General features: G+C 36.8%; 13 protein-coding genes. 4 read left to right on the top strand and 9 right to left on the bottom strand.

Annotated features, from left to right (window positions below):
• Positions 1-283 precede the first annotated feature (283 nt).
• Together RIV7116_RS34435 and RIV7116_RS33555 are read left to right on the top strand one after the other, a co-directional pair.
• Positions 284-2464: an AAA-like domain-containing protein gene (locus RIV7116_RS34435; RefSeq protein WP_232435756.1), complete on the top strand. Its 2181-nt coding sequence runs from the start codon at positions 284-286 to the stop codon at positions 2462-2464.
• A gap of 1 nt (position 2465) precedes the next feature.
• Complete coding sequence (locus tag RIV7116_RS33555; RefSeq protein ID WP_015116466.1) at positions 2466-4955, top strand: anion permease; 2490 nt, start codon at positions 2466-2468, stop codon at positions 4953-4955.
• Between the two features lie 8 nt (positions 4956-4963).
• Here the strand turns inward: RIV7116_RS33555 and RIV7116_RS01365 are convergent, their stop codons facing one another.
• The 3 genes from RIV7116_RS01365 to RIV7116_RS01355 all read right to left on the bottom strand — a co-directional run bounded on the left by RIV7116_RS01365 (position 4964) and on the right by RIV7116_RS01355 (position 10296).
• Complete coding sequence (locus RIV7116_RS01365) at positions 4964-6670, bottom strand: serine/threonine-protein kinase (RefSeq protein ID WP_015116465.1); 1707 nt, start codon at positions 6668-6670, stop codon at positions 4964-4966.
• Between the two features lie 496 nt (positions 6671-7166).
• On the bottom strand, positions 7167-8600 hold the full coding sequence (locus tag RIV7116_RS01360; protein WP_015116464.1) for a YARHG domain-containing protein: 1434 nt from the start codon (positions 8598-8600) through the stop codon (positions 7167-7169).
• Between the two features lie 181 nt (positions 8601-8781).
• Positions 8782-10296: a hypothetical protein gene (locus tag RIV7116_RS01355; RefSeq protein ID WP_015116463.1), complete on the bottom strand. Its 1515-nt coding sequence runs from the start codon at positions 10294-10296 to the stop codon at positions 8782-8784.
• 138 nt (positions 10297-10434) lie between these two features.
• Here RIV7116_RS01355 and RIV7116_RS01350 point away from each other — a divergent pair, with 138 nt between their 5' ends.
• On the top strand, positions 10435-11631 hold the full coding sequence (locus RIV7116_RS01350; protein ID WP_015116462.1) for a histidine kinase: 1197 nt from the start codon (positions 10435-10437) through the stop codon (positions 11629-11631).
• Between the two features lie 30 nt (positions 11632-11661).
• Here the strand turns inward: RIV7116_RS01350 and mutT are convergent, their stop codons facing one another.
• The 3 genes from mutT to RIV7116_RS01335 form a co-directional block, all read right to left on the bottom strand.
• Complete coding sequence (gene mutT, locus RIV7116_RS01345; RefSeq protein ID WP_015116461.1) at positions 11662-12099, bottom strand: 8-oxo-dGTP diphosphatase MutT; 438 nt, start codon at positions 12097-12099, stop codon at positions 11662-11664.
• Positions 12100-12279: 180 nt separating this feature from the next.
• On the bottom strand, positions 12280-12828 hold the full coding sequence (locus RIV7116_RS01340) for a GIY-YIG nuclease family protein (RefSeq protein ID WP_015116460.1): 549 nt from the start codon (positions 12826-12828) through the stop codon (positions 12280-12282).
• 146 nt (positions 12829-12974) lie between these two features.
• Positions 12975-13304 (bottom strand): hypothetical protein, encoded by a 330-nt coding sequence (locus tag RIV7116_RS01335; RefSeq protein WP_015116459.1) that lies wholly within the window; start codon positions 13302-13304, stop codon positions 12975-12977.
• 295 nt (positions 13305-13599) lie between these two features.
• On the opposite strand from RIV7116_RS01335, the gene RIV7116_RS01330 reads away from it, so the two are divergent.
• Entirely contained in the window at positions 13600-14136 is a 537-nt protein-coding gene (locus tag RIV7116_RS01330) for a peptidoglycan-binding protein (protein ID WP_015116458.1), read from the top strand.
• Positions 14137-14263: 127 nt separating this feature from the next.
• On the opposite strand, the gene RIV7116_RS01325 is transcribed toward RIV7116_RS01330, so the two are convergent.
• The 3 genes from RIV7116_RS01325 to RIV7116_RS01315 form a co-directional block, all read right to left on the bottom strand.
• Positions 14264-14887 carry a heme-copper oxidase subunit III gene (locus RIV7116_RS01325; RefSeq protein ID WP_015116457.1) on the bottom strand — a complete coding sequence of 208 codons (624 nt, stop codon included), beginning with the start codon at positions 14885-14887 and terminating at the stop codon, positions 14264-14266.
• 103 nt (positions 14888-14990) lie between these two features.
• Entirely contained in the window at positions 14991-16724 is a 1734-nt protein-coding gene (gene ctaD, locus RIV7116_RS01320) for a cytochrome c oxidase subunit I (RefSeq protein WP_015116456.1), read from the bottom strand.
• Positions 16725-16873: 149 nt separating this feature from the next.
• On the bottom strand, positions 16874-17890 hold the full coding sequence (locus RIV7116_RS01315; RefSeq protein WP_015116455.1) for a cytochrome c oxidase subunit II: 1017 nt from the start codon (positions 17888-17890) through the stop codon (positions 16874-16876).
• Positions 17891-17898: the final 8 nt, after the last annotated feature.

Raw genomic sequence — 17898 nt, 5'->3', positions numbered from 1 at the left:
CTTGAAGCAGTAATATGAGACTCTATATTATACAGACTTAAATATTAGATAATATTTAATTATTGCAATTATAGGGCAATATTTCATTGTATTTTAAGTTTTGTTTGTTACTCCTCAAAATATGCGGTTTTAATTCAAGCCTGTAGAAATTCATTTAACTTTTGCTTGAGTTGAAACTTTTCCTAAAAATACATAGAAAATTGTGATCTGATAAACCAAGCTTTCTAAGTATAAAAATTATAATCAGTCTCAAAAGTTACCACGAGTACCAGCAATGAAGAATTTGAATCCCTTTATTGCAGGTCCAATGCTGCAACACCCCGGAAAATTTATAGGTCGTGAACAGGAATTACGGGCAATTGTAGGTCGCGAACAAGAATTACGGGCAATTATAAGTCGGATGAGGGGTCCGCAGCCAACAAGCGTGAATATTGTTGGCGAACATCAGATTGGCAAATCATCTTTACTTTATTACTTCTTTCTAACTTGGGAGCAGCGAGTTTCACAACCTGATAATTACGTTGTGATTTATATCTCGCTACAAAAAGCACATTGTCAAACGGAAAAAGATTTCTATCAAGAATTAGCACAAGAGTTATTGAGTTGTTCTAACGTGCAAACACAACCCGACTTAGTTGCATTATTACAAAATCCTCTTGACCGTTTATCATTTTCACGAGCTATCGAAGAGTTTAAGAAGCTAGGTTTGCTACCAGTTTTGTGTTTGGATGATTTTGAAAGTCTTTTTGAAAACAGAGACGAACATCGAAAAGAATTTGATAACGGTTTTTATGATAACTTACGTTCTTTGATGAATAATAGCGCTTTAATGCTGGTTATAGCTTCATGCAAAAAACTTGATTTTTATGCCGAAAAACATCGTTTTGTTTCTAGTTTCTTTAATGTTGGACAGGTTATTACATTAGGTAAATTAACTACAGATGAGGCAATTCAACTAACACGTTTGCCTACAAATTCTCAACCAGAAACACCTGCATTGACACCAAATGAACAAGACTTAGCACAACAATGGGGTAAGGGTTATCCTTATTTACTGCAACTTGCTGGCTTCTATTTATACGAAGCACGTCAACTCGGACGAGATTTTAAATGGGCAGAAAACCAGTTTTTAAAAAATTCTAGGTCTAAAAAACTTTTTAAGTTTCAACAATTGCCTGCTGATTGGTTTAAGGTTTATGTATCAAGTCTTTCATTTTTATCACATACGCATGGTTTACTAGCAAGTATTTTTACAAATAATTATCAAGTTAGTTCGGAAACAGTTATATTAGATTCAGAATTACGATTTCTTGCTGGTCCTAAAATTAAAGTTCCTAAGCTTTTTGTAGGTCGAAAAAAAAAGCTACTCCAAATTAATGCACGTGTTAATGATGGAACAAGTGTAAATATTTACGGACAAAGAAGAATTGGCAAATCTTCATTACTTTATCATTTCTATCAAAAATTTAAAGATTTTCCAAAAAAAGATAATAAGAAAAAATACGTTATCATACATTTAGATTTATCACGTTGTCAATCTCAAGGTTTTTTGTATTATTCTATAGCCCAAGAAATTATCCAAAAACCTTTTATAAAAGGGGACTCTCATTTATATATAATACTTCAAGACTTTATTTCAAAATATATTAAAACTAAACAATTAATAGACTCCAAATATATAATTTCATATGACTCAAATAAAAACTTGCAAAATCAAATTAATAAAGCTTTCAATGATGCAATTATTAACTTAAATCAGCATAATATAATACCTGTAATATGTTTAGATGAATGGGACACTCTTTTTCAGGAAGAAAACAGCAAAGAATTTGATAATGTTTTTTTTAGAAAACTCAGATCATTAATTAATGATTCATCTTTAATTCTAGTAATAGTTTCGGAAAAAGTTTTACATTACTACTTTTCTCAACGCAATTCAGTAAGAAACTTCTCTCACCCATTTCACTTTATTCAGTTAAATCAGCTAACTAATAATGAAGCAGAAGAATTAGTTAAATTACCTGCCGATCAACCTGTACTAGGAGATAAATATCAGAAAATAGCTCGAAAATGGGGTAGAAGACATCCTTTATTGCTGCAATTAGCAGCTTCCTGTATTTATGATGCTTATGAAAATTCTCAACAAAGTGAGAATAATAAAACAGCACGACAAATTATAAGAGAAGCTAGAACTGAATTTGATCGACAACTTAAACACTTTTTTCCATATAAAATTATCAATTGGCAACAAGGATTGTTTTTCGTCATACGCTGGTTATTTCGTGATTTACCAATTAAGTTAGGTCGGATACCTAAAGCAATAGGTGTGACTTTGAATGACTTTAACAGTTTAATTTTAGGACTTGCGATATTGGGTGTAATATTTCTAGCTTTTTTTAGTCGAATAATGTCTCCTGAAGTATTGCAGTGGTTACAAAAACTGATAGAAAAAGTAATAAATTAAAATGTTGCGATATTCAAAGTTTTTAGCTTATCTTGCCGAATGTTTCCGTATTCTTTACTGGGCTTATTTTAAGCCATATACCTTTGCTAAATGGTTGCGAAATATTCATCCAGAACTAAATCCAATAGATAATCCATTTAAAATTAAGGCTGAGTTTAATAGAAACCTTCCTTTATCTCGCTACGCAGAACAGGTTTGGTGGATAACTGCAATTGTACCTACTTTGCTTGTACTCTTGACAGGGCTAATTTACGCCACTATCAACCGAGAATTACAATTATATTTATCTTCTACATTGCCAAACAGTCTGTTATTTATAATTGGTTGGTGGGTTGGTTTGTGGCTAGCGCGTGGCGAAAATCAAAAGTTAGAAAAATTTTTTGAATGGTCTTTTTGGATTTCCTTTCTTGTTGCTGCAATTGGGGTGTCAACAGGACTAATTTTTCAACTTGAATTTGACTTGGAAAAACTGCAACAACCTGGATCTTTAGCATTAGGGATTTGGCTGGGAGTGGCTTGGGGTGTTTCTTTGGGAATAGGTTGGGGTGTTGCTTGGGGTATAGCATGGAGCGTCTTTTTGGGCTTTCTGTTTTTTGGCGACTCAAACTTAGCTTCGGTTGTAGCTGTTACTTTTCTTTGGCGAATCGCTTGGGTTTTAGCGTCTGGTGTAGCTTCGGGTATTGCGTTGGGTGTTACGGCTGGAGTTGCTCTGGGTATAGTTTCTGATGTATCTGATGAGAGAAGCTGGTTAATCCTAATAGCTTTTCCTTTGATACCTATATTTTTATGGTTATTGGAATTGGTATGGATAACTTTTATATATATTTTGTCGCAATTAGGAAATGCAGCACCTTTACTTCCTTATCTACCATCTTGCTACCACGAACAAACTTTCCCTTTACCTTTTATGGTGCAGATAATTGTCAAAGCTCATCAAGAGAAACCACTTATGACTAGTAAGATGATTAAATATTTAATTACTTCTACAAACAAACAAAAAGTACCAAGTAAAGCAATTACGCAGATTGTATTAGATTCTCTCCATAAATGTGAAACTTTACGCGATATTGCAGAAATAAAAAACAAATTAAATTGGATTTTTTCAGATTATTCAAAAGACATTAACTGGGTAATTATCCGCTTCCTAGATATAAGCCAAGATGTCTGTCAATCATATGAAGAAACTTCACCTTATCTTCAATACAAATTTTTAGAAAAACCAATTAGTGCATTGGAATCACTGTTAAATAGTATTTCTTTAATAAAAAATCCTCAGATAGCTACTAATGTGGGAACTATTGCCCAAAATTGGAAAACAATTTTAATTACAGCTAAAAGGATATTGAGAGAGCGTGCGGTTGAATCTGAGGAAGTGCGACAAGTTTACATTGCTGGAAATGCTTTAGATCCGGAAACAGCAAAGCAGCGCTTCAAAGGACGGATTGACTTATTCCGCAAAATTCAAACTTCAGCGCTTGAAGTAAATCCTCCTGCATTATTGCTATATGGTGGGCGACGTACCGGGAAAACTTCGGCTTTAAAATACTTACCTTATAAAATAGGATCGGATTTAATACCTTTGTTAGTAGATATACAGGGAGCAGCATCGGCAGAAACTTTAATAGGTTTTGCAGAATATTTCGTAGGGGAAATAACTTATAAGGCGAGACGATTACCTCAGCCTTTATACTTGCCTCTTCCTAATAAAGAAAAGCTGGAAAAAGACCCATTTATTGCATTACAGTTCTGGCTGGCAGATATAGAAACTGCTTTTCCTCAGAAGAAATTCCTCTTATGTTTGGATGAATATGAGCGACTGAGCGAAATCATAGAAGCGACAGGTAGTAAAGCCCCTCTAAATTTTTTCCGTCACATTCTACAACATCGCCCTAATTGGGTTTTGTTGTTTAGCGGTTTTCATCATTTAGAAGAACTTCCCGATTACTGGAGCGATTGTTTAATCAATACTCATTCTTTTTCAATTACATATTTAAGCTCATCAGAAGCCCGCGAATTGATATTACACCCAATAGATGATTTTGCCGATGATATTTATGAAGATGCTGCTGTAGAACATATTATTTACCTAACTCGCTGTCAGCCTTTTCTCGTACAGCTTATGTGTTATGAACTTGTCGAATTTGTTAATAGTGATATTAGGGACAACCAAAGAAACATAGATATATCAAAAATCTCTCAAGCAGATGTTGCAAGAGTAATTCCTACAGTACTTGTACGAGCCGATCCGTATTTTCGGGAATTACGTAGAAGTTTTACCGATGATGAGTTGAATTTACTTTTTCGTTTAGTTGAAGGAGAACAACCTCAATTAGAAGATAAAATGGATAAAAATTTAGTGCGATCGCTAGTTCGTAAAGAGATTTTACAAAGAGAAACTGTTTGTGTGAATGATTCGGAAACAACACATATTAGGTTTCAAGTACCTCTTGTGCAAAAATACATTGAAAAATTGATAGAAGAAGAAATGTAACTTCGATTTCAATTCGCATCTTTCACTACCCACCTACGATTTTGAGCATCCCACGATAAGGTGAAACGCACTGAATTAGGTATAATACGACCATTTTTCATCAGATAATTCAACGAAGTATCGACTACTGCTGTATCTACACTCGCTTCCAAAATTTTTACTTGCTCGATATTTACACTTTCAACTTTTCCCCTCCACCAATTTAGATAAGAAAAATAACCTTTGGGATGAAGGCGCTTGTTATCTTTAAATTGCTGAGATAGTTGATTCCAAGCTGTTTTATACTGACCTTGATTAATGTTTAAATAATAATTTTCTACTGTCTGTGCTGGGGAAGGTTGCTCGATTGGTGGCTGTGCAATATCTCCGGGAGGGGATAATTGAGTTTGTTGAGGAATTTCTAAGTTAGGAGCAGGGTTGGTTATTTGAGGTTTTTGTGGAGCAGTTAGAGGCTCTTCTACTTTTTCTACTTGTGAATTATTTAAATTATTGTTGGGTTCCGTTGCCGGTGGAAAGGTAAAGTTAGGCTGTGTATTTGGTTGTACTGTTGGCGTTACGGTTGGTGTTACAGTTGGTGCTACAGTTGGTGTCGTTTGCGGCTGATTTAGACTTTCTAAATTTCTTATTGGTGAAGTTGCTGGTTGTGGTTGTTGCGTAATTATTTTAGTTTGCTTGGGCTGCCTGTTTAAAGCTAAGCCAACAACAATCGATGTACCAATTAAACTACCAACAATTAAACTACCAAGAAGAATTCCTTTACCGTTTCCTTGATGGCTGGATGCAACTACAGATGGTGGTGCAATCGCAACTGTATTTAGATGAGTTTGAGGTGGTAAAGTGACTGCTGGAGGTAAGGTATCGGGAAAAGCTGTACTATGAGAAGTCTCTGAAGTTGTATTTATCGCGCCACTTTGCACGGCTTGCATCATGGCAGTGGCATTTGCAAATCTATCCCGAGCATTAAACCCAATTGCTTTATCTAAAATATTTGCGAAATTATCTTGGATATTAGGTACATATTGTCGCCATAATACTTTACCCGAAGCTGGGTCAGTGTTTAACTCTTGCGGCATTTTACCTGTAAGTAAATAAATTGCAGTCAACCCCAGACTATATATATCGCTAACGAACATCGGTCGTCCAACAGATTGCTCCGTTGCCATAAATCCTGGCGTACCGATAACGATTGATTTGGTTGCATTTCCTGAAGGAGTCATAATCGTTCCTAAAGTTTCTTTGACTGCACCAAAGTCTATTAATACCGGTTGACCGTTAATATCAATTAAAATATTTTCTGGCTTGATGTCTCGATGGACAATACCTTTAGAGTGGACGTACTCAAGAACTGGCAAAATACTAATCAAAATTTCTTTGACAGAATTTTCATCCATCAAACCTTTTTCTTGAAGCATTTGTGTAAGAGTTTTTCCTTCGATATACTCTTGCACTAAGTAAAATTGCCCATGCTCGTTGAAGTAAGCGTATAAACTTGGAATTTGACAACTGCCATCACCTAATTCTTCTAAAATTGCTGCTTCGCGCCCAAATCGCTCCCGTACTAATTGGTAAACCTGTTGATTATCTTGAATTGGCCGTAATTGCTTAATTACACAAAGGCGGCGAGAAGGCATTTGGGTATCCTCTGCAAGGAAAGTTTCTCCAAATCCACCGCTTCCTAAAGTCCGAATAATCTGATAGCGGTTGTTAAGCAGCATCTGTATAAATTGAGAGCTAGTAAGTCAAAGAGAACACTAGTCATATATTTTACTCCTAAAATTTGTTTAAGCAGCTAGTCCAGTTAACATTTATGATGCGATGGGAACCTAAATATAAGTCCAGCTTTATGTTCTGTTACTTAGTATATTTATTTCAACAGCAGTAATTCTAGGAAGAGTAAAATATTATTAAGTACAAGTTAACTATTGCGTAATCAAGTTCTACTAGTTATCTTGTTGTCTTAAAAATCACGGCCAATCTACAATATCAGCCAAAGAGGTTTGGTAATGGGTAATGGATAATAAAAAGCTATGATAGTTCTAGTTTATATAGTCAGTAATTCACTTAAATTTTTGTAATCATCAGTTCGTGGCGAGGATTTAGGCTTCATCGTCTTTTTCCTACCCTAAAATAAATTTTTATAATTGCGTAAATCTTATTGATGACAAGTTTTGATTAATTATTTAATGCCCAATTCCCAATTACAAAAATAAATCATTTCCCAAAAAATCTTTTATTTGTTCTATCTTGATATTCTGCAATAGATTCTACATTCATTCTTTCCAGATTCGATAGTAAATTAGAAGGGAAGTCTTGAGGTGAATACTTGGGGATATACCAAGATTGCTTATCGAAATATTGTTGCAAGCCAGGATTGTTAAAACGTCTTCCATGACGAGCAAAAATAGAATTTCTCATTAAGTCCAAAGTATAACCATTCATGCCATCCAAATCTGCATCTGTTACCCTTCTTGAAGACAGCCAAGAAAAATCATTTGCTGTATATTTTACAGAAGGTTGAGGTTCGAGTATTGCGGGCTTCACCGTTGGTTGAGATTGAGGTGTTGCCATGCCTTCAATTTGAGATTGGGAAATAACATTTTTTGGTCTTAATAACCAAAAACTGCCGATGCTAAACATTCCAACAACGCTACCAATAATCGCACTGAGAGGTAGTATTCCTAATTTATTATTTGTTTTATCTTTTTGATGTTTTGTAACTTGTGGCTCGGATAAATTTTCTACTGCTTTATTAGCTATAACTGTTGATTGATAAGAATTATTTGCTTGATTATCAAAAGGTATAGTAGGTGAAATATGAGTGGTTAATTGTCGCAAATCCTCCAGCATTTCTAAAGCACTAGAATAACGTTCCCGTGGATGGTAGGCAATAGCCTTATTTATGATTGTTTTCAACGCAGGGCTAATATTTCCAACTTCAGATTCCCAAGTAATTTCTCCAGTCAGTGAATTAGTCTCTAATTGTTGGGGTGATTTTCCAGACAGTAGGTAAACCATAGTTAACCCCAAACTGTATAAATCACTTGAATAAATAGCTCTACCAGCAGCTTGTTCGCTGGGCATATACCCAGGGGTACCAATTACAATTGAACGAGTCAGACTACCTTGAGAATTAACTACTGTTGCCATTGTTTCCCGCACTGCACCAAAATCTATCAGTACTGGCTTACCGTCGCTCTGCCGCAAAATAATATTATCTGGCTTGATGTCGCGGTGAATAATCCGCTTACTATGTACGAATTGCAAAACTAGTAATATATTTGCAACTATTTCTCTGACATCGCTTTCATTAAATAAACCTTGATGTTGAATTTTTGCGCTTAAAGTATTTCCTTCAATCCATTCTTGAACCAAATAAAACTTCTCATCCAAGCAAAAATAAGCATATAAGGTGGGAATTTGGTGATTTAATCCACCTAATTCCTCTAAAATTGCTGCTTCTCGCGCAAACCTTTCTTGTACTAATTGATAAATCTGGGGATTATTCTCAATGGGCTTGAGTTGCTTGATTACACAACTTCGTCCAGAAGGCATTTGAGTATCTTCAGCTAAGAATGTATCACCAAAGCCACCACTTCCTAAAGTGCGAATAATTTGATAGCGGTTGTTCAAGAGCATGGACATCATTGAGTCATTAGTGCGTATCAATCGTAATATAAGTTATCAGTATTTCGCCTATAGTTATGGTTCAACAGGTAACAAGCAAAGATTTTGCTGTAGATAGAAGCTAAAAGTATTTGGAAAGCCGATTTTTGTTAAAAGAACCGGCTGATTTAATCGCAATCGATAATTTAGCAAAGAAAAAAAATTATTTTTGATACTTGAGATAATCTTCCAAATCTTCAATTTTTGGATCTTTGAATTGCTGCAATACTCGCCAGAGAATGGTATAGCTGCCATCTGAATGACGACGCACGGGTTTAAAAGCCACAATTACATCACTGCTTGGCATTTGTAGTAATTGCTCTATATAGCGACGTTGTTTTTTGGAAACTACTTGATTATTTGTGATAATTTCTGGTAACTGGAACTGTAAATTACGCACTAAGTAAGTGTGATTTAATTTTGCATCGACTTGATTAAAAGCGAATTGATTATCTACTGTTATTTTCTGTTTACCGGTAGTAATTTTTCGCTTTTCTACAAGTAGTGCGTCTAGTTTTTTTGGAGGTTGATAATTAATAAATAAATCTCTTTTATCGGCATCAATAGCTTCTAAACTCGCATCTAACTTTTCTAAAGAAATCTGCCCGACATCAGCGATAAAACCGTAATCTACTCCTTGAGACAGTAGCTGAAACTTTTCTTTTACTATCTGAAGTGGTAAATTAGGCTTAAAGTTACCCTCGGGTTTAGCCAAAACTGGAAAAGGATAGCGACCGAGAATATCTTTTTGGGAGCGATTTTTAACAGTATTCAAGGGACGAAGATACGCTTGATGCGGCAATACGCGAAAAATTCCGGTATTGGGCATTGATAGGAGTTTTTTATAAGTTTGCTTTTGAAGGAGGTCAACGTCGTAACTTAAATGGTCTAATTCTGCTCTGACTTTGTGAGGATTTTGAAATTGATTTGTAGAAGGAAATACAGATATTGCTTTTGATAAGAACTTTTCGGCATTTTCTAAAGTCGTTAATGCTGCGGATGGTGGTTTAATTGCTGGTTGAACGGGTGGAGTATAGTTAGCGATCGCGCTTTTTTTTCTCTTACCAATAAACAATGAAGGACTTTGTTCTACTGCGGGTTCTAAAATTGCGTAAGGAATTGCTCGTTTATATAAATTTGGACGACTTACGGGAGACATGGGAAGAACTAAATCCGACTGTTTTTCTCCGCTAACTAATGGTAATTCTCGAACTATTGCTAATTCACCTCGTCGAGATAAAAGTCTATCGAGTATTGGAGTCAATTTCGATAATTCTTGAGTCGAATTATATAAAGAGCAGTAAATTTTTAAATTTGATGGATTGAAAGGAGGAATAGAATCAACAGAAGTATTTTGAGCTTGATTTTGACCGCATAAAGCTTGCGGGTGAGAATATTGCCGCTTAAGAAAACTTTCTACTACAACAGTATGAGTAATTAATTGTCCTCCTACAGCTCGCATTCTGTTGGAATCTGGTTCCGACAAAGCTTGTTGTATACGAGCAATTAAATTTACTTGTTGAGCAACTAAATTTCTCGAAACAACATCAAAGCTTTTAAGTTGACTGGATTTTTGTTTACGATCTGAAGATTCTAACTGAGTATCGGCAGCAAAAGCGCTTTCCAAGCTAGCTAGCAAACAAAAAGGAAGCAAAAAACTCAAAAAGGTATATCTCATTTTTAAAGTCCAATGAAAAATTCAAACGTAAAAAACTAAAATAGAAGTTAAAACGACTATTTTAAGCGCATCCGTCAGTCCATGCTACTTGAGAGCGAAAGTTATAACGGTTTGTGACCAGTGTTGAAACAATATTTGATGCAAGCTTCTCAGGGACAACAACTTATTAATTCAGAAGCTCCTTTACAGCTACTATTGTTCGTGGATGAACGTCCCAAGTCCCGACTACAAATACAGCAAATCCGCTCTTATCTCCAACAATTGCAGCTTGAATATGATTTTGAACTCCAGATTATTGATGTAGGAAAACAACCCCATTTAGCAGAGCATTTTAAACTCGTAGCAACACCAGCACTAATTAAGATTCATCCAGAACCCCGACAAGTTTTAGCCGGTAGCAACATAGTTTCTCAATTAAAAACTTGGTGGTCTAGATGGCAAACCAGCGTAGAATCTTACTTACAGCTACAGCAAGAATTCCAACAAGCTGTAGAAAATGACCCTGATGGGTACATCAAAAAATCTGAAATTCCGACTAATTCTCTGGCAATTTCCGCAGAAATCATCGAGCTTTCTGATGAAGTTTTTCGTTTAAAACAAGAAAAACAGCAGCTGCAAGAACAATTGCAATTTAAAGATCGTGTCATCGGTATGTTGGCTCATGACCTCCGCAACCCCCTGACAGCAACAATTATCGCCATAGATACCTTAAAATCTAATTACAATAGCGAAACGGGTGAATTTAGGCGATTAACGCCAGCATTAACGGCTCATATGCTCAATCATGCCCGCACCCAAACCAAGGTAATTGAAAAAATGATTACCGATTTGTTGCAGGTAGGACGTGGCAAGGATACAAAAATTCCGATATCGCCTCAAAAGATAGTATTAGGCGATATTTGTTTAGAAGTACTCGAAGAATTGCGCGAATCATATAAAGCAAAATCTTTAGAAATAATAAAAGATATTCCTCAAGACTTACCCTACGTTTACGCCGATCCCGAACGCATACGGCAAGTGGTGATTAACCTTCTAGATAATGCTATCAAGTACACTCCCCCCGAAGGTACTGTTACTATTGCCGGTTTGCATCGTACCAGTCAAAAAGTCCAATTTAGCATCGGTGATAGCGGCCCAGGTATTCCCCAAGAAAACCGCGATCGCATTTTTGAAAATCGCTTCCGTCTCGAAAGGGATGAAGCTAAAGATGGCTACGGTATAGGCTTAAGCTTGTGTCAAAAAATTGTTCAAGCCCACTACGGTCAAATTTGGGTAGATCGCGCACCTACAGGAGGGGCTTGGTTCCACTTTATACTGCCTGTTTATCCCAATTAAAAGGATAGTTATCGGTTAAAATTCTATATTTTATCTAATTAACTGTTTGCGGTTAGCTACTTTCTGCTGTAAGGCTGTAATAATTTGAAAATTGGCAGCAGGAAAATCAAATTTTTCCAATTCTTCTAAGCTTACCCATCGGATTTCATCACATTCCAATGCTTGTGGAATGCCTTTAATATGGCTGCATTCATGTACGTTGAGGGTAACTCGTAAATCTGTATAAGTATAGTCAATAGTTATAAGATGCTCTCCGACTTCAATATCTATTGCTAATTCCTCATCAATTTCTCGTTTAATGCATTGTTCAACAGTTTCACCCGGTTCTATTTTGCCACCAGGAAACTCCCACAAACCCCCCATCGCTCCTTCTTGACGACGACGATCTATTAATATTTGCTCTTTATCATTCCAAATTACAGCTACACCTATAATTTTGTGAGCTAGCGAAGAAATATTTTGATTCATGATTATATAGTTCTGATAAAAACTTAAAGAAATTTTCTTTACGATTTTTAGTTATAACTTAATATTTCAAAAATTAGTATACAATACCAAAATTGTAGAAACGAGATATATCCCGTCTCTACATCTACTTATTCCAGGAAAGATGTTCTACCAGGCGTATTACAGCCCAAAGATAAATTTCTAAGATTTCAAATCCAATAAACCTTCTTCCTTCAACTTCGGATTAAATCTGATCTGCATTTGTAAACCGCGTGCTTCAAGCTGTTTGAGAATGTCTGCTTCAACTCTGCGCGCTATATTTTTAATAATTTTGATTTTCGCCATTTCATCATGAATGGGATTATCATAATTTGCTTGTTCTTCAGGAGTTATTAAGGCTTTAGCATTAATCGGAGAAATCCATTTGTCTTTATTTTCTCCATTCCCTATAGGTAAGCTAGCATTTTCCGCAATCCAAGCTTGTTCTATTTCTTCTAAGATTTTACGGCTAGGACGTTCAATAGTTTCTACTTTTACCCAATAACATGATTCAGGTTGACGTACTAAATGCTGTCTGAGGCTGAGAAAAACATCGCGTGAATAACCAACAAATTGCAGAGTCTTTTCTCGATCAAAAATTGCATATACTCCTATTTTGCCTTGATACTGTTCGGGTAAATTACCATCTTCATCAATGTAAGGAATAAAATCTAAACTTGTTAATTCAGGAATATTTGCTTGTGTAGTCATTTTCAGTGAACAATTAACAGTGAACAGTGAACAGTGAACAGTGAACAGTTATCAGTTGTTCACTGGTTGGGTGTGGATCGTTAGTTAACAATTATCAATTAGTATTAATTATTTGACGCTAGCAATTAACAACTAACAACTAACAATTAACAAATATCAATTTTTTTATAAATTGCACATAGCCGACTGGGTTTAAAAATCTTAGCTTTAAACATGAAATTTGGTGGTACGTTTATAATCGCGTGCTGTTCTGATTCGTGGTACTTCTCAAATTCCGCTGGCATTCCTTTGGGTGTAGTGCTGCTATAAGGAACCGGTTGAAATAATAATTCTGTAAATTCTACTTGTTCGCATTTTGACTGTTGAGAAATATTTTTGAGAAAACTTTCGTTTGTTAACAGTTCAAATAAAGTTGCTTTTGCCTGTGGTTCTAAAGTAAAACTACTATCAAAGTTTTGAATAATTTTAAGAGGCATATATATATTCAGATAATCTTGCGCCTATAAAATTTTAAGACTGCAAAATGTATTTAAGGAAGTTTTTGAAACTAAAAATAATAAAGCTTAACAACAAATAGCAATAATATGGAGCGTTTTTGAGTACAGGCATAAATTTTGCGCGTACATTCTTGACGCACCTTTTGCTCAAAATTTTAAATCATTAAATTATTATTAGTAGAAAACAGTACCCTGTTGGGTACCATCATCTTCCCGGAGTCCTATGCTTCCTTCTTGATGAATTGGTTAGTAAACAAATTAAGGAGTCAAGATTATGACAACTACTACAAGCAATAGAATCAGTAAGCCAGTACTTAAGAAAGGTTCTACAGGTGAAGCAGTAAAAGAATTGCAAAAGCTACTTTTACACTACGGTATGTATGTATACATTGATAATAATGGAGCTTGCGCTTACCCTACTGAGGCTGAGGCAATTGATGGTGTATTTGGCTCTAAAACTGAAGATGCAGTAAAACTGTTTCAAGGCAAAATGTTTTTAGTGCAAGATGGCATTGTTGGTAATAAAACATGGCAAGCACTTTACAAGGGGGCACCTGTTGATATGCCTATATTGAAAAAAGGTAGCACCGGAGTATTAGTCAAACAAATGCAAGATCGCCTATTTACTGGTGGTTATTATAGTAGTGAACTTACAATGGGTAACCATGCTAGTACAGTTGATGGAATTTTTGGTTTGCAAACAGAATCAGCCATCAAAAATTTGCAGAAAAATGCTGGTTTAGTCGCTGACGGAATTGTCAGCGATCGTACTTGGTTTGAGATTAGTAAGATTCAAACAATTTTCTGCTAATTTATGCATTTATATATCTTGGGTTTTTCTATGAACCCAGCTTTTACCCAAACGAAAACTGCCAAAATAAAAAATAAAACCCCCAAGTTGGGGGTTTGAAAATCAAATATTTGAATTACGAAAAAACTTAAAGTAGATACAGAATTCCGAAAAGCACAATCCAAATCACATCAACAAAGTGCCAGTATAATTCCGCTGCTTCTATTCCAAAATGATGCTCGTCGCTGTAATGGTTTTGCTTGCGAGAACGCCACAATACAGCCAATATCGCTAAAACTCCGATGGTAACGTGTAATCCGTGGAAACCTGTCAACACGTAAAACGCACTAGCAAATAAATTGGTTGTTAAACCAAATTCTAAATGCTTGTATTCATAAATTTGACCGCATAAAAAGATTATTCCCATAATAGCGGTGATCGCAAACCACATTTGCATTCCCCGCACGTTGTTCTTTTTGATGGCGGTATCGGCATTATGAATTACAAAACTACTAGAAATTAGAATTATTGTGTTGATACCGGGGAGCAATAATTCTAACTCTGGCGTACCAGCAGGTGGCCATTCAGCTAAGGTAGAACGGAAAGCAAAGTATGCACCGAACATACCCAAGAAAATCATTCCTTCAGCGATTAGAAATACAACTAATCCAAACAGACGATGGTCTGGATGTTCTGCATGTTGCGATTCTACAGCTGCTGCATGATGGTGATTTTGTTCTGTTTTTGCTGGATCGATTGCTTGACTTTGCATGAATTTTAATTGGGTATGAATAATTTCTTTTGGAGACTTACTCTTATTCTTTCACCCCTCTCCTTAATAAAGAGAGAGGGGAAGGGGTGAGGTTTTTGTACGTTTATCCCGCTTCTGCTGCGATCGCTGGATAAGATTCGTCATCACCGCTTGCTGGTGCCGGTGATTTGGCATTAGTGAAGGGTTTGTCGGTATGAGATAAAGCTACAACTTGCTTAGCTCTTTCGGTTCCATATTCATAAGGTCCCACAAGTAAGAAAGGATGTGACTCAAAGTTCTCTATGGCTGGTGGTGAAGTGGTCATCCACTCCAATGTCAAGGAATCCCAAGGATTGTTATTTGCTTTTTTCCCAGCCATCCAACTCCAAACAATGTTGATGATGAAAGGAATTGTGGATATTGCCAGGATATAGGAACCGTAGGTACAAATTTCGTTGATGCTGGCAAATTTGGGGTCGTATTGAGCAATGCGACGATTCATTCCCATCAAACCCAACTTATGCATGGGTAAGAAAGTCATGTTCATACCGACGATTGTTAGAGCAAAATGAATTCTACCCAAGGTTTCGTTAACCATGCGTCCGGTAATTTTGGGGAACCAGTGGTAGTAACCTGCGAAAATTCCCAAAACCGAACCGCCAAATAATACGTAATGCAAGTGAGCAACTACAAAATAGGTGTCATGAACGTGGATATCAAAAGGCACCGCAGCCAACATGACACCACTGATACCGCCAATTACAAAGATACCTAAGAAGCCCATTGCAAAAAGCATCGCGCTGTTGAGACGGATTTTTCCACCCCACATTGTTGCCAACCAGCTAAATATTTTAATACCAGTAGGTACGGCAATAACCATGGTGGTAATCATGAAAAACATCCGCAACCAACCAGGAATACCGCTGGTAAACATATGGTGCGCCCAAACAATCAAACCCAAAAAGCTAATTGCTAGAGAAGAATAGGCAATTGCTTTATAACCAAAAATAGGTTTACGCGAATGAGTGGGAATCACTTCCGAAATTACCCCGAAGAAAGGCAAAATCATAATGTAAACCGCAGGGTGGGAGTAGAACCAGAACATGTGCTGGTAAACTACGGGATCGCCACCACCAGATGGATTGAAGAATGCGGTTCCGGCAATTAAGTCAAAAGAAAGTAGAATAAGTGCGCCTGCAAGTACTGGGGTTGAAATTAAAACCAGCGCCGAGGTAGCCATCATTGCCCAGCAAAACAAAGGTAGTTGATGGAAACCGATTCCAGGGGCGCGCATTTTCAACAAAGTTACCAGGAAATTGATGGCACCTAAAATCGAAGAGGTACCCAGCAGCAAAATACTGGCAATCCAAATTGCCTCACCAACTTGTCCGGTGACTAAACTCAGAGGAGGATAAGAAGTCCAACCCGCATCCGGTGCATCCCCTAGAGCCAAACTGGTAATTAGCAATACTCCAGAAGGAGGAACAATCCAGAAAGCCAGGGCATTTAATTTCGGAAATGCCATATCTTCCGCCCCAATCATCAAGGGAATCAGATAATTGGCAAAACCCGCACCTGCTGGCACAATCCACAGAAAAATCATGATTGTAGCGTGCAGGGTAAACAAGCCGTTGTAAAGTTCCGGACTTACAAAATCTGATGCGGGAGTTCGCAGTTCAGTACGAACCAAATCCGCCATTACACCACCGATACAGTAAAAAATGAATGTAGTGACTAGGTACTGTATTCCAATTACCTTATGGTCGGTATTGAAAGTAAAATACTCCCACCATTTTCTCTGACGATTATGGGAAGTCTCAGCCGTATGGGCTGATGGTTCCATCTGTGCTTGTGTCATAAAAATTATTTGTTAGTTGATGAGCCACACCCTTCGGGTGATAGTTGATGGTTGTTAGTTGATGGTTGTTAGTTGATAGTTGTTAGTTTATGGTTGATATTTGTTTATTCACCACTAACCACTAACTACTAACCACTAACCACTAAATACTAATTATGAATTTGCTCTAAGGTATCTGATGAAATTCCCATTTGGTTAGTATAGGGAGCAAGAAATTCATCGGCTGATAATTCTGCGGGATTAACAGCAACTGCTTGATTCATGGTTTCTTTGCTAGCAACTTGCTGTTCTTTTATCCAATTATCAAAATCTTCTGGTGATTGAACAACAACAGTTGTATTCATTGCACCGTGATAGGGGCCGCAAAGTTCGGCACAAATCAACTTATAGTCCCCTACTTTCCGAGGTGTAAAACGAAGTTGTGTTTGTCTTCCAGGAATTAAATCTTGCTTCAAACGAAATTCTGGTACCCAAAAAGCATGAATTACATCGTTAGCAGCCATATCAAGATAAACTTCTTTACCTATAGGGACGTGTAATTCACCGGAGAAAACACCGCTTTCGGGATAGTTAAACAGAAAAGCGTACTGCAAACCAGTTACTTTTACTACCAAATCGGGCTGTGTCTGCTGGTTCTCGGGAGTAGCGCCCAAAGTCGGAGAAACAATACCCATTCCCGGAGCATTTTCTTTCTCGGGGAGTTGTTCAATATTTCTAACATCAGGTGTCTCGTCCAATGTTGCTGCAATAGCTGCACCAGGCATTGATGTGGCTTGCGGAGCTATGGGAGATTCATTAACATCGTCAGGACTAAACCCACCTATTGAGTTGTATACATCAAAGCTATAAACAGAAATACCTAGAACTATGATAGCTGGGATTGCCGTCCACAGAATTTCTAACGGTACGTTCCCATGAATTGGTTCGGCATCTGTATCATCTCCTTTACGACGGCGGTATTTGATAGCGCTGAAAATCAACACTCCTTCAACAATAAGAAAAATACCCGCAGAAACGGTCATCATCGTATTGAACAAACCGTCCACCAAAAAAGCTTCATCCGAAGCGGCTGTAGGCAGTAAACCATGATTTTGACCCAGCCAAAAACTGGCTAGTGTCAGCAGGATACCAATTAATAATGTCCAGATTGTACTTGGAATTTTCACGGTTGATA

The organism is Rivularia sp. PCC 7116, assembly GCF_000316665.1.
Lineage (GTDB): Bacteria > Cyanobacteriota > Cyanobacteriia > Cyanobacteriales > Nostocaceae > Rivularia.
This window is presented reverse-complemented; position numbering and strand designations above follow the sequence as displayed.

Bases quoted from the DNA above. Each gene is read 5' to 3' on its own strand.
- RIV7116_RS33555 (WP_015116466.1), top strand. From the start codon at position 2,466: ATGTTGCGATATTCAAAGTTTTTAGCTTATCTTGCCGAATGTTTCCGT.
- RIV7116_RS01365 (WP_015116465.1), bottom strand. From the start codon at position 6,670: ATGCTGCTTAACAACCGCTATCAGATTATTCGGACTTTAGGAAGCGGT.
- RIV7116_RS01360 (WP_015116464.1), bottom strand. From the start codon at position 8,600: ATGATGTCCATGCTCTTGAACAACCGCTATCAAATTATTCGCACTTTA.
- RIV7116_RS01355 (WP_015116463.1), bottom strand. From the start codon at position 10,296: ATGAGATATACCTTTTTGAGTTTTTTGCTTCCTTTTTGTTTGCTAGCT.
- RIV7116_RS01350 (WP_015116462.1), top strand. From the start codon at position 10,435: ATGCAAGCTTCTCAGGGACAACAACTTATTAATTCAGAAGCTCCTTTA.
- mutT (WP_015116461.1), bottom strand. From the start codon at position 12,099: ATGAATCAAAATATTTCTTCGCTAGCTCACAAAATTATAGGTGTAGCT.
- RIV7116_RS01340 (WP_015116460.1), bottom strand. From the start codon at position 12,828: ATGACTACACAAGCAAATATTCCTGAATTAACAAGTTTAGATTTTATT.
- RIV7116_RS01335 (WP_015116459.1), bottom strand. From the start codon at position 13,304: ATGCCTCTTAAAATTATTCAAAACTTTGATAGTAGTTTTACTTTAGAA.
- RIV7116_RS01330 (WP_015116458.1), top strand. From the start codon at position 13,600: ATGACAACTACTACAAGCAATAGAATCAGTAAGCCAGTACTTAAGAAA.
- RIV7116_RS01325 (WP_015116457.1), bottom strand. From the start codon at position 14,887: ATGCAAAGTCAAGCAATCGATCCAGCAAAAACAGAACAAAATCACCAT.
- ctaD (WP_015116456.1), bottom strand. From the start codon at position 16,724: ATGACACAAGCACAGATGGAACCATCAGCCCATACGGCTGAGACTTCC.